The organism is Pseudomonas sp. TE4620 (genome assembly GCF_056279045.1).
Map to the genome: position 1 here is coordinate 1,803,212 of NZ_JBWBQO010000001.1, position 12,594 is coordinate 1,815,805.

Below are 12,594 nucleotides of genomic sequence, written 5' to 3' on the forward strand. Positions count from 1 at the left end.
CGCTCCTAGATATTGTAGGAGCGAGCTTGCCCCGCGATGTCTACGCTTTCACCGGCGGCTCTTTACTCGGCGGGTCGCCCACGGTGGGCGGCACCGTCGGTTGCACCGGCACCTCATCAGGGTCCTGCTCTGGCACCGGCGGTGGCAGTGTCGGGTCGTCGATATTCGGATCGGGCGTTTCAGCCGGGATGGGAATGTTCATGGCCTGACCTCGCAACGGGGTTGTGGATGGCATGCTCAGGGTTTCGACCCCGGGCCCGGCCAATCGCTCATTTTTTTTGAACCCCGGGCCGCGCCCCCGCTCTGAACCTTTACCGCCACTTCATAACGGAGCAACGTTCGATGACCCGCGATGAGCCCTTCGAAACCGACCGTATGACTGCGGCTAGCGACCACCCGGACCAGGCCCTGAGCCTGTCCCAGGCCTTGCTCGAACCACGGATCGTGATCGAGAACACCGTGCCGGTGCTTGATGGCGGGCTGTTTGCGGTCAAGGCGGTGGTCGCTGAGCCGGTGCAGGTCAGCAGCAAGGTTTACGCCGATGGCCATGACGCCCTGGCGGTGATGCTCAACTGGCGCCAGGCCCACAGCCGGCGCTGGCACTGCGTGCCGATGCAGTTTGCCGGCAATGACCTGTGGCAGGCCGAGTTCACTGTCAGCGAGCAGGGCCGCCACTTGTTCAGCATCGAGGCCTGGATTGACCCGTTCGCCACCTATTGCCACGACCTGGAGAAGAAATTCAACGCAGGCGTCGCGGTGCCCCTGGAGCTGCAGGAAGGGCTGCTGCAGATCGAGCACAATATCGGTCGCAGCAACGGCCCCCTGCGTGACCAGCTGCAGGCCCTGTACCAGCACCTGCCCGGTTTGCCCGTCGATGAGCAGGTGGCCTTGCTGCTGCACCCGGACACCGCCGTTCTGATGGCCGAGGCCGAGCACCGTACCTACCTCAGCCGCAGCCCTGAATACCCGCTGGATGTCGAACGCATCCAGGCCCGGTTCGCCAGTTGGTACGAGCTGTTTCCGCGCTCGGTCACCGACGACCCCGAGCGGCACGGTACCTTCAATGACGTGCACCAACGCTTGCCGATGATCCGCGACATGGGTTTTGACGTGCTGTACTTCCCGCCCATCCACCCGATCGGTGTGCGCCACCGCAAGGGCCGCAACAATGCCTTGCAGGCCGAGCCCGGTGACCCCGGCAGCCCTTATGCGATTGGCGGCGCCGAAGGCGGGCACGAGGCGATTCACCCGCAACTGGGCAGCCGCGAGGATTTTCGCCGGCTGGTGGCCGCCGCCGCCGAGCACGGCCTGGAAATCGCCCTGGATTTTGCCATCCAGTGTTCCCAGGACCACCCCTGGCTCAAGGAGCACCCGGGCTGGTTCTCCTGGCGCCCGGACGGCAGCATCCGCTATGCCGAGAACCCACCGAAAAAGTACCAGGACATCGTCAACGTCGACTTCTATGCCGCCGATTCGGTACCGGCCCTGTGGCTGGCACTGCGCGATGTGGTGGTGGGCTGGGTCAAGGAGGGGGTCAAGACCTTTCGCGTCGACAACCCGCACACCAAGCCCTTGCCGTTCTGGCATTGGCTGATCGCCAATGTGCGCAGCCAGTACCCGGACGTTATTTTCCTCGCCGAGGCCTTCACCAAGCCTGCGATGATGGCGCGCCTGGGCAAGGTCGGTTACTCCCAGAGCTACAGCTACTTCACCTGGCGCAACACCAAGGCCGAGCTGCAAAGCTACTTCGAGGAGCTCAACCAGCCGCCGTGGTGCTACTGCTACCGGCCGAACTTCTTCGTCAATACCCCGGACATCAACCCGTACTTTCTGCATGAATCGGGGCGCGCCGGCTTCCTTATTCGCGCCGCGCTGGCGGCCATGGGCTCGGGCCTGTGGGGCATGTACTCAGGGTTCGAGCTGTGCGAGGCGACGCCGGTGCCAGGCAAGGAGGAATACCTGGATTCGGAGAAGTACCAGATCCGCCCGCGCGACTTCAGCCAGCCAGGCAATATAATCGCCGAAATCGCCCAGCTCAACCGTATCCGCCGGCAGAATCCGGCCTTGCACACCCACCTGGGCGTGGCTTTCTATAACGCCTGGAACGACAACATCCTGTACTTCGGCAAACGCACTGCCGAGCGCGACAACTTCATCCTCATCGCCGTCAGCCTCGACCCGCACAACGCCCAGGAGGCGCACTTCGAACTGCCGTTGTGGGAGCTGGGCCTGGACGACCATGCCGACACCTTCGGCGAAGACCTGATGAGCGGCCATCGCTGGACCTGGCATGGCAAGACCCAATGGATGCGCATCGAGCCCTGGCACCTGCCGTTCGCTGTCTGGCGTATCGAAAAAGCCCACTAGAAAGGAGTCGAGCATGGCCAAGCGCGCCCGCCCAGCCGCCTTTATCGATGATCCGTTGTGGTACAAGGACGCGATCATCTACCAGGTACACGTCAAATCCTTCTTTGATTCCAACAACGACGGCATCGGTGACTTCCCCGGCCTGATCGCCAAGCTCGACTACATCGCCGAGCTTGGGGTCAACACCCTGTGGCTGCTGCCGTTCTACCCTTCGCCACGGCGCGATGATGGCTACGACATCGCCGAGTACAAGGCAGTGCACCCCGACTACGGCACCCTGGCTGACGTAAAACGCTTCATTGCCGAGGCCCACAAGCGCGGCCTGCGGGTGATCACTGAACTTGTCATCAACCACACCTCCGACCAGCATCCGTGGTTCCAGAAAGCCCGGCGCGCCAAGCCGGGGAGCAAGGCCCGGGACTTTTACGTGTGGTCCGACAGCGACCAGAAGTACGACGGCACGCGGATCATCTTCCTCGACACCGAGAAATCCAACTGGACCTGGGACCCGGTGGCCGGCCAATACTTCTGGCACCGCTTCTACTCGCACCAGCCGGACCTCAATTTCGACAACCCGCAGGTGCTCAAGGCGGTGCTCGGGGTCATGCGCTACTGGCTCGACCTGGGCGTCGACGGCCTGCGCCTGGACGCCATCCCTTACCTGATCGAGCGCGACGGCACCAACAACGAGAACCTGCCCGAAACCCACCAGGTGCTGAAAAAGATCCGCGCCGAGATCGATGCCAACTACCCCGACCGCATGCTCCTGGCCGAGGCCAACCAGTGGCCGGAAGACACCCAGTTGTACTTTGGCGAAGGGCAGGGCGATGAATGCCACATGGCTTTTCACTTCCCGCTGATGCCGCGCATGTACATGGCCGTGGCCCAGGAAGACCGCTTTCCGATCACCGACATCCTGCGTCAGACCCCGGAGATCCCGGCCAACTGCCAATGGGCGATCTTCTTGCGCAACCACGATGAGCTGACCCTGGAGATGGTCACCGACCGCGAGCGCGACTACTTGTGGAACTACTACGCCGAGGATCGCCGGGCGCGGATCAACCTCGGCATTCGCCGGCGCCTGGCGCCGCTGCTGCAGCGCGACCGGCGCCGGGTCGAGCTTTTGTGCAGCCTGCTGCTGTCGATGCCCGGCACGCCGACCCTGTACTACGGCGACGAAATCGGCATGGGCGACAACATCTACCTGGGCGACCGCGATGGCGTGCGCACGCCGATGCAGTGGTCGATCGACCGCAACGGCGGGTTCTCGCGCGCCGACCCGGCGCGCCTGGTGCTGCCGCCGATCATGGACCCGCTGTACGGTTTCCAGTCGGTCAACGTCGAGGCCCAGGCCCACGACCCGCATTCGCTATTGAACTGGAACCGCCGCCTGCTGGCGGTGCGCAAGCAGCAAAAAGCCTTCGGCCGCGGCGCACTGAAGATGCTCACGCCGAGCAACCGGCGGATTCTCGCCTACATCCGCGAGTACACCGGCAGCGACGGCAAGACCGAGATCATCCTCTGCGTGGCCAACGTCTCGCGCGCCGCACAGGCGGCTGAGCTTGAGCTGCAGCAGTACGCCGACAAGGTGCCGGTGGAGATGCTCGGCGGCAGTGCCTTCCCGCCGATCGGCCAGTTGCCGTTTCTGCTGACCTTGCCGCCTTACGGCTTTTACTGGTTCCTGCTCGCTGACAAGGACCAGATGCCCAGCTGGCACATGGAGCCGGCCCAGAGCCTGCCGGAGTTCACCACACTGGTGCTGAAAAAGCGCATGGAAGAGCTGCTTGAAGCGCCGTCGCGGGCCACTTTGCAAGACAGCATCCTGCCCCAGTACCTGCCCAAGCGCCGCTGGTTTGCCGGCAAGGAAAGCCGCATCGAACAGGTGCAGATCGCCTACGGCGTGCGTTTTGGCGACACCACCAGCCCGGTGCTGCTCAGCGAGATCGACGTGCAGGGCGGCGGCCAGAGCAGCCGCTATCAACTGCCGTTCGGCCTGATCGGCGAAGAAAACATCAACAGCCCGGCGCCGCAGCAACTGGCCCTGGCGCGGGTGCGCCGCGGCCGCCAGGTGGGGCTGATCACCGATGGCTTCGTGCTTGAGAGCTTCGTGCGCGCGGTATTGGCCGGCTGCAAGGACGGCTTGCGCTTGCCGTGCAGCGAGGGCGAGCTGCGTTTTACCGCCACAGAACAACTGGCGGCATTGAACCTGGGCGACGACGCGCAAGTGCGCTACCTGAGCGCCGAGCAGTCCAACAGTTCGGTGGTGGTCGGTGGCAGCCTGGTGCTCAAGCTGATCCGCCGGGTCAACCCCGGGGTGCACCCCGAGCTGGAGATGAGCGCCTACCTGACGGCCGCAGGCTTTGCCAATATCTCGCCGCTGCTGGCCTGGGTCAGCCGCGTCGACGCTAAGGCGCAACCGCACCTGCTGATGATCGCCCAGGGCTACCTGAGCAATCAGGGCGACGCCTGGGACTGGACCCAGAACAACCTCGAACGGGCCATCCGCGACGAGATGGAGCCATCGAGCAACGATCAGGACGTGCACACCGATGCCCTGCAGGACCTTGCCGATTTTGCCGCCTTGCTCGGCCAGCGCCTGGGCGAGATGCACCTGCTGCTGGCGGCGCCCAGCGCCGATCCGGCGTTCCAGCCGCGGGCCAGCAGCAGCCGCGACAGCCAGGCCTGGAACAAGCACATCAGCGCCCAGCTGAGCCGCGCCCTGGACCTGCTGCAAGCACATCGCGCCAGCCTCGACAGCGCCAGCCAGGCCCTGGTCGACGACCTGCAACAGCAACGCAAGAGCCTGCTCAAGCACATAGCCGAACTGAGCAAACAGGCGGTCGGCGGGCTGTTGATGCGTGTACATGGCGACTTGCACCTGGGCCAGGTGCTGGTGGTGCAGGGCGATGCCTACCTGATCGATTTCGAAGGCGAACCGGCGCGACCGCTGGATGAGCGGCGGGCCAGGCACAGCCCGTACAAGGATGTCAGCGGCGTGCTGCGTTCATTCGACTATGCTGCAGCGATGGTGCTGCGCAGTGCTTCTGCTGTCGACCTTTGCGAGGCTGCCCGTCAGGCGCGTCAGCGCGTCGCCCGCCGTTACCTGCACCAGGCCCGGCATGCTTTTGTCGAGGCCTATGGGCTGGCCACCGCGGCCATGCCCCATGCCTGGCAGCAGGCTGACGGCGAGCAGGCGGCGCTGGCGTTGTTCAGCCTCGAGAAAGTCGCCTACGAAATCCTCTACGAAGCCGAGAACCGTCCGCATTGGCTGGCCGTGCCTTTGCATGGCCTGCATGGTCTGATCAGTACCTGGGGAGAGCAGTAAATGACGCAACGCAAGCGCGAGGAAGGAGGACTGGGGCAGCGCGATATCGATGCCCTGGTAAGAGCCGAACATACCGACCCGTTCGCGGTGCTCGGTCCGCACCCGGATGGTGCCGGTGGCCAGTTTGTCCGCGCCTACCTGCCCAACGCTCTGAACGTACGAGTGCTGGCCCGTGACGACAGTCGCGTGCTGGCAGAGCTGGAGCAGGGCCCGGTACCGGGGTTGTTCATCACTCATCTGCGCGAATCGCAGCCGTACCTGTTGCAGATCAACTGGGCCGGCGGCGAGCAGATCACCGAAGACCCCTACAGCTTCGGGCCGTTGCTCGGCGACATGGACCTGTACCTGTTTGCCGAGGGCAATCACCGTGATCTTGCGGCGGCGATGGGCGCGCAACCGCTGAATGTCGAAGGTGTCGATGGCGTGCGCTTTTCGGTGTGGGCACCGAACGCCCGGCGGGTCTCGGTGGTTGGTGATTTCAACAATTGGGACGGCCGCCGTCACCCCATGCGCCTGCGCCATCCGTCCGGGGTCTGGGAACTGTTTGTGCCGCGCCTGCGGGCCGGCGAAGCGTACAAATACGAAGTGCTCGGGCGCGACGGCATCCTGCCGCTCAAGGCCGACCCGCTGGCCCGCGCCACCGAGTTGCCGCCGAGCACCGCCTCAAGGGTCGCCGGCCCCCTGGCCCATGACTGGCAAGACCAGGACTGGATGCAGCAGCGCGGTGAACGCCAGGCCAGCAGCGCGCCGCTGTCGATCTACGAATTGCACGCCGGCTCCTGGCAATGTGAGCTGGACGACAATGGCGAAGTGGCGCGCTTTTACAACTGGCGCGAGCTGGCCGAGCGCCTGGTGCCCTATATCCAGCAGCTGGGCTTTACCCATATCGAGCTGATGCCGATCATGGAGCATCCGTTTGGCGGCTCCTGGGGTTACCAGCCACTGTCGATGTTCGCGCCGACCGCGCGCTACGGCAGTGCCGAAGACTTTGCCGCCTTCATCGACGCCTGCCACCAGGCGCAGATCGGCGTGATCCTCGACTGGGTGCCGGCGCATTTCCCCACCGACACCCACGGCCTGGCGCGCTTCGACGGCACCGCGCTGTACGAGTACGACAACCCGCTGGAGGGCTTCCACCAGGACTGGGACACGCTGATCTACAACCTTGGGCGCACCGAAGTGCACGGCTTCATGCTGGCCTCGGCGCTGCACTGGCTCAAGCATTTTCATATCGACGGCCTGCGCGTCGATGCCGTGGCCTCGATGCTCTACCGCGACTACTCGCGCAAGGCCGGCGAGTGGGTGCCGAATCGCCATGGCGGGCGCGAGAACCTCGAAGCCATCGACTTTTTGCGTCACCTCAACGACGTGGTGGCCCTGGAGGCCCCCGGCGCCCTGGTGATTGCCGAGGAGTCCACGGCCTGGCCAGGCGTCAGCCAGCCAACCCAGCAGGGCGGTTTGGGCTTTGCCTACAAGTGGAACATGGGCTGGATGCACGACACCCTGCACTACATCCAGAACGACCCGATCCACCGCACCTATCACCACAACGAAATGAGCTTCGGCCTGATCTACGCCTATTCCGAACATTTCATCCTGCCGATCTCCCATGACGAGGTGGTGCACGGCAAGCACTCTCTGATCGACAAGATGCCTGGCGATCGCTGGCAGAAGTTCGCCAACCTGCGCGCCTACCTGACCTTCATGTGGACCCATCCGGGCAAAAAACTGTTGTTCATGGGCTGTGAGTTCGGCCAGTGGCGCGAGTGGAACCACGACAGCGAACTGGACTGGTACCTGCTCAAGTACCCCGAGCATCTGGGTGTGCAACGGCTGGTCAGCGACCTCAACCGTTTGTACCGCGACGAGCGTGCGCTGCACGAACAGGACTGCGTGCCGCAAGGCTTTCAATGGTTGATCGGCGATGACGCGCACAACAGTGTGTATGCCTGGCTGCGCTGGAGCGTGAACGGCGAGCCGTTGCTGGTGGTGGCCAACTTCACCCCGGTGCCGCGCGAGGGCTATCGCATCGGCGTGCCGTTTGGCGAGCGCTGGGCCGAGGTGTTCAACAGCGACGCCGAGGGCTATGCCGGCTCCAACTACGGCAACCTTGGCGAGGTGGCCAGTCAGGCCCAGCCCAGCCATGGCCAGCCGCTGTCGTTGCGGCTCAACCTGCCGCCGCTGGGGGTGTTGATCCTGCGGCCGCAGTGATGGCCAGCGCTCGCATCACCAGCGCACCCTGACACCGAGGTTGCCGATCAGGCCGTTGAGGTCATTGTCATCGACATCGCTGCTGTAGTCGGCGCTGACAAACAGCGCCACTTTCGGCGTGACCCGCGCCACCAGGCCCAAGCCCAGTTCGACGGTGGCGGAGTTGCGCCCGCTGCTGATCTTGTCGACCTTGTCCAGGCTCACGGTGTCGGCATTGGAGAAGTCGTACCAGACGTTGGTGCGCACGAACGGCTCGATCGGCATGCCGCGCACGTTGTAGCGCGCCGACAATTTGGCACCGACCCGGCCGGTCCAGTTGGGCTGCTGGTCAAAGGCTTGCTGGGTGTCGGTCTGGGTCTGGCTGCCAGGAAAGTACTGCTGGTTGATCAACTGTGCTTGCGGTTCCAGGGTCCAGTTGTTGCCCAGGCTGATCGGGTAGCCGCCCTCGACCGAGAGGGTCAGGGCGTGGCCGTTGCCATCCAGGCGCTGGCCGCTCTCGCTGCGGCCATTGATATCAAAGCGCGTGCCCATGGCCACCGCATCCAGGTGCCAGCCCTGGTCGTGGGTCATGCTCCAGTACACACCCAGGCTTTGCCCGTCGAGGTTGAGCACGCTCTCTTTGTTGCCGACCTGGGGTTTGCGCAGGCCGTCGAAACCGCTTTGCAGGTTGCTGTGGCCGACAAAGAAACCGGCGCGGTGAGTATTGCCGCCGCCGGTTTCACGAACGAACAGATCAGGGCTGATTTGCAGGCTCTGGTTCGGCGTGGCGAGGTTGTCGGCCTCTGGGCTTGAGGTGCGCACCGCAGTCGGGAAAAACTGCGCCCACTGGCTGGCGATGCTGTCGTTCGGTGCTGGCGCATGGCGTTCGGCCAGGCGTTCGGAAAACGCACCGAGGGTGCTCAGGCCCAGGCCGCTGGCGCTGACCGGGTTGAGCGAAAGTGCAGGTTGGGCCTGTACCAGGTTGTTGAACGGGTCGTTATCCTCCAGGCCCAATGCATGGGTTTCCAACGGGGTTGCCAGTAGCAGCGACGTGGAAACCGCATAGAAAACATACTCAAAGCCCGCAGGATTCGGAGTTTTTTTCATGGCGGTTCTCCTCTGTTTTTATAAGCCAGGGTTCTGGCCTGATGTCACGGGCTGTAAAGCAAAACCAGAGGGCGACCCAAACCAGCAAACCGGTCCCTTTCGCGCGCTGAAAGGCGCGCGCTAGAGGCTCGGAATGGAATCTGCAGTTGCTGCATTACTTGTAGCTAAGGAGAGGACGGGGCGGGCGTCAAGAAAGCGTGAAATAACCGTTGTCAAGCTATTGGTAGTGGCAATTAGCTGAAATTAAACAAAAATTTACATCCTATAGCCGCAACCGCTCTTTCCAGCGGTGCGGCTATGCCGAATGATTGCTAAAGCTGCACTTCCACGGCCAATGGCAGGTGATCGGAGAGGTGGCTCCAGGGCTTGTTGCCGAGAATTTGCGGGGCATGGCTGTGGGCGTTGCGCAGGTAGATGCGGTCCAGGCGCAGCAGCGGCAAGCGCGCCGGATAGGTGCGGGCAAGCAGGCCGTGATGACGCTCGAAGGCTTCGTGCAGGTCGCGGTGCAGGTTGAGGGTGCGGTTGCCGCGCAGTTTCCAGTCGTTGAAGTCGCCGGCGATGATCACCGGGGCATCGCCAGGCAGCGAGTCGAGCAGCTTGCGCAGCAGTTGCAACTGCTGTTGCCGGTGGCTTTCGAGCAGTGACAGGTGCACGCAAATGGCATGCACCTCGCGCTGCCCGGGCACATCCAGCACGCAGTGCAGCAGGCCGCGGCGCTCGGGGCCGGTGATCGAGACATCCAGGTTGCGGTGTTCGATGATCGGGTACTTGGACAACAGCGCGTTGCCGTGATGGCCGTCCGGGTACACGGCATTGCGCCCGTAGGCGAAATCGCTCCACATGCTGTCGGCGAGAAACTCGTACTGCGAGGTTTGCGGCCAGCCGGCGTAACGGGCGGCATGGCGGTCGTGGGAGCCGAGCACCTCCTGGAGAAAGACGATATCAGCGCGGGTGCTGCGCACCGCTTCACGCAGTTCGGGGAGGATGAAGCGCCGGTTGAAGGCGGTAAAGCCCTTGTGGGTATTGACGGTCAGCACCCGCAGGCGCTTGACCGCGGCCGCCTGGTTTTCAGACATCATCGTCACGGAACAGCTCCAGCAACAGCAACGAGCGGCCACTGACCTGGAACTCGCTGCCAAAGTCATGATGCTCGCCTTTGCGCAGTTGCGGCCGGTCGGTGTCGATCAGGCAGTTCCAGTATTCGCCTTCCGGCACCTCGGGCAAGGTAAAGGCCACGGTATCGTGGTGGGCGTTGACGATCAGCAGCAAGGTGGCATCGGCGCCGGGGCGCAGAATACCGCTGACCTGGGCGCGGCCATCCATCAGCATGCCCAGGCAGCGCCCGTGGGCGTCCTGCCATTGCTCGACGCTCATCTCGCTGGCGTCCGGCGCCAGCCAGGTGACGTCCTTGACCCCGATCGCCTCATTGTAGTCACCGACCAGAAAACGCGAACGGCGCAGCACCGGGTAGGCCAGGCGCAGCTTGGTCAGGCGCTTGACGAACTTGAGCAACGCCGCACCATCCTCGTCCAGCTCCCAGTTGATCCAGCCGATCTCGCTGTCCTGGCAGTAGGCATTGTTGTTGCCGTGCTGGGTGCGGCTGAACTCGTCGCCGGCGACGATCATCGGCGTACCCTGGGCCAGCAGCAGGGTGGCGAAGAAATTGCGCATCTGGCGCAGGCGCAGGGCCTTGATCTCGGGGTCGTCGGTGGGGCCTTCGACGCCGTGGTTCCATGACAGGTTGTTGTTGCTGCCGTCCTGGTTGCCTTCGTCGTTGTCCTCGTTGTGCTTGTCGTTGTACGACACCAGGTCGCGCAGGGTGAAGCCGTCATGGGCGGTGATGAAGTTGACCGAGGCGTAGGGCCTGCGCCCGCGGCGGTTGAACAGCTCGCCGGAGGCGGTCATGCGCGCGGCGAAGTCGGCCAGCTGGCCTTCGTCGCCTTTCCAGAAAGCCCGCACGGTATCGCGAAAACGGTCGTTCCATTCTGCCCAGCCGGGGGCGAAATTGCCCACCTGGTAGCCGCCGGGGCCGCAGTCCCAGGGCTCGGCAATCAGCTTGACCTGGCTGAGCAGCGGGTCCTGGCGGCAGGCAACGAGAAAGCTGTGACGCTCGTCGAAGCCCTCGTGGTAGCGGCCGAGAATGGTCGCCAGGTCGAAGCGAAAACCGTCGACGTGCATCTCGCCGGCCCAGTAGCGCAACGAGTCGGTGACCAGTTGCAAGACGCAGGGGTGGCTCAGGTCGAGGGTGTTGCCGGTGCCCGAGTCGTTGATATAGAAGCGTTTGTCATCGGGCATCAGCCGGTAGTAGGAGGAATTGTCGATGCCGCGCATCGACAGGGTCGGGCCCAGCTCGTTGCCTTCGGCGGTGTGGTTGTAGACCACGTCGAGAATCACCTCCAGACCGGCGTCATGCAGGTGCGCGACCATCTCCTTGAACTCGGCGATCTTGCCGTTGGCCAGGTAGCGCGGGTGCGGGGCAAAAAAGGCGATGCTGTTGTAGCCCCAATAGTTGTTCAGGCCCTTTTGCAGCAGATGCTGGTCGTTGACGAAGGCATGGATCGGCAGCAACTCGATCGAGCTCACCCCAAGCTGCTTGATATGCCCCAGCAGTTCGTCGCACATCAGCCCGGCAAAGGTGCCGCGATTGGCCTCTGGCACCGCCGGGTGGCGCATGCTGATACCGCGCACGTGGGCCTCATAGAGGATGGTGCGCTCCCAGGGAATGCCCACGCGCTGGTCGCGGCTCCAGGTGTAGGCCGGGTCGATGACCTTGCACTTGGGCACGAACGGCGCACTGTCGCGCTCATCAAAGCTAAGGTCGCCGTCGGGGTGGCCGATGGTGTAGCCGAACAGCGCCTCGGACCATTTCAGGCTGCCGACCAGTTGCTTAGCGTAGGGGTCGATCAGCAGTTTGTTGGGGTTGAAACGGTGGCCGTTTTCCGGGTCGTACGGGCCGTGTACGCGGTAGCCGTAGATCTGCCCGGGATGGGCATCGGGCAGGTAGCCGTGGAAGATCTCGTCGGTGTACTCCGGCAGCTCGATGCGTTCGAGCTCGACCTCGCCGCTGGCATCAAACAGGCACAGTTCAACCTTGGTGGCGTTGGCCGAGAACAGGGCAAAATTGACCCCCAGCCCATCCCAGCTGGCGCCCAGCGGGAAGGGCAGGCCCTCGCGGATGCGCGAGGGTTCGAGGTGAACTTCGGCGGTAGGCTTTGGCTTGCTCATGGAAATCCTTGATCAGACCGGGGGTTGGCACAGGGGTTATCGCGGGGCAAGTCGAGGCGTCGCACCGCCGCTCCCACAGGCTGTGCAGGAGCGGCGGTGCGACGCCTCGACTTGCCCGGCGATCAGGTTCATGCAGTCGGTGGCTTTTTGCTTGCCCTGGGCTTTTTCGGCGCTGGCGCAGTACTTGCCGGCTTGGCCTTGGCGTTACTGGCCGGCGGCGCCTTGGCCGGTTTGCGCGGCGTTACCTTGGGCGCCAGCGCTTCGGCCTCGGCAAGCTTGCGCGCCATCGCCCAGTGCCGCTCTTCCTGGCCTTCGGGCTTACCTTCCGACTCCCAGATCTGATAGGCGAATTCACGGATACGTTTTTCTTCGACACTCAT

8 protein-coding genes are annotated in these 12,594 nt (G+C 63.8%); 3 read left to right on the forward strand and 5 right to left on the reverse strand.

The features are described from left to right. Positions 1 to 40: 40 nt before the first annotated feature. Positions 41 to 235, reverse strand: a complete 195-nt coding sequence (locus tag ACZ9A3_RS08710; RefSeq protein ID WP_476253355.1) for a hypothetical protein — start codon at positions 233 to 235, stop codon at positions 41 to 43. 107 nt (positions 236 to 342) lie between these two features. On the opposite strand from ACZ9A3_RS08710, the gene ACZ9A3_RS08715 reads away from it, so the two are divergent. From ACZ9A3_RS08715 to glgB, 3 genes are read left to right on the forward strand one after another with little or no spacing between them, the layout of a single operon-like run. Further along, positions 343 to 2,367 (forward strand): alpha-1,4-glucan--maltose-1-phosphate maltosyltransferase, encoded by a 2,025-nt coding sequence (locus tag ACZ9A3_RS08715; RefSeq protein ID WP_258597547.1) that lies wholly within the window; start codon positions 343 to 345, stop codon positions 2,365 to 2,367. Between the two features lie 13 nt (positions 2,368 to 2,380). Further along, positions 2,381 to 5,692, forward strand: coding sequence for a maltose alpha-D-glucosyltransferase (gene treS / locus ACZ9A3_RS08720; protein WP_258597549.1), 3,312 nt, complete (start codon positions 2,381 to 2,383; stop codon positions 5,690 to 5,692). Beyond that, positions 5,693 to 7,903 carry a 1,4-alpha-glucan branching protein GlgB gene (gene glgB / locus ACZ9A3_RS08725; protein ID WP_093383722.1) on the forward strand — a complete coding sequence of 737 codons (2,211 nt, stop codon included), beginning with the start codon at positions 5,693 to 5,695 and terminating at the stop codon, positions 7,901 to 7,903. It abuts the gene before it with no gap. A 15-nt stretch (positions 7,904 to 7,918) separates the two neighbouring features. Here the strand turns inward: glgB and ACZ9A3_RS08730 are convergent, their stop codons facing one another. The 4 genes from ACZ9A3_RS08730 to ACZ9A3_RS08745 form a co-directional block, all read right to left on the reverse strand. After that, complete coding sequence (locus ACZ9A3_RS08730) at positions 7,919 to 8,989, reverse strand: autotransporter domain-containing protein (protein WP_093383718.1); 1,071 nt, start codon at positions 8,987 to 8,989, stop codon at positions 7,919 to 7,921. A gap of 311 nt (positions 8,990 to 9,300) precedes the next feature. Further along, positions 9,301 to 10,068 (reverse strand): endonuclease/exonuclease/phosphatase family protein, encoded by a 768-nt coding sequence (locus tag ACZ9A3_RS08735; protein WP_093383713.1) that lies wholly within the window; start codon positions 10,066 to 10,068, stop codon positions 9,301 to 9,303. Continuing rightward, the gene (glgX, locus tag ACZ9A3_RS08740) at positions 10,058 to 12,214 is read right to left on the reverse strand and encodes a glycogen debranching protein GlgX (RefSeq protein WP_476252393.1); all 2,157 of its coding nucleotides are present in this window, start codon (positions 12,212 to 12,214) and stop codon (positions 10,058 to 10,060) included. Before glgX ends, ACZ9A3_RS08735 begins: the two co-directional genes overlap by 11 nt. A gap of 128 nt (positions 12,215 to 12,342) precedes the next feature. Next, the gene (locus tag ACZ9A3_RS08745) at positions 12,343 to 12,594 is read right to left on the reverse strand and encodes a DUF2934 domain-containing protein (protein WP_093383704.1); all 252 of its coding nucleotides are present in this window, start codon (positions 12,592 to 12,594) and stop codon (positions 12,343 to 12,345) included.

Excerpts from the sequence above, each read along its gene's own strand:
- ACZ9A3_RS08745 (WP_093383704.1), bottom strand. The coding sequence starts at position 12,594 with ATGAGTGTCGAAGAAAAACGTATCCGTGAATTCGCCTATCAGATCTGG.
- ACZ9A3_RS08710 (WP_476253355.1), bottom strand. The coding sequence starts at position 235 with ATGCCATCCACAACCCCGTTGCGAGGTCAGGCCATGAACATTCCCATC.
- ACZ9A3_RS08730 (WP_093383718.1), bottom strand. The coding sequence starts at position 8,989 with ATGAAAAAAACTCCGAATCCTGCGGGCTTTGAGTATGTTTTCTATGCG.
- ACZ9A3_RS08715 (WP_258597547.1), top strand. The coding sequence starts at position 343 with ATGACCCGCGATGAGCCCTTCGAAACCGACCGTATGACTGCGGCTAGC.
- glgB (WP_093383722.1), top strand. The coding sequence starts at position 5,693 with ATGACGCAACGCAAGCGCGAGGAAGGAGGACTGGGGCAGCGCGATATC.
- ACZ9A3_RS08735 (WP_093383713.1), bottom strand. The coding sequence starts at position 10,068 with ATGATGTCTGAAAACCAGGCGGCCGCGGTCAAGCGCCTGCGGGTGCTG.
- treS (WP_258597549.1), top strand. The coding sequence starts at position 2,381 with ATGGCCAAGCGCGCCCGCCCAGCCGCCTTTATCGATGATCCGTTGTGG.
- glgX (WP_476252393.1), bottom strand. The coding sequence starts at position 12,214 with ATGAGCAAGCCAAAGCCTACCGCCGAAGTTCACCTCGAACCCTCGCGC.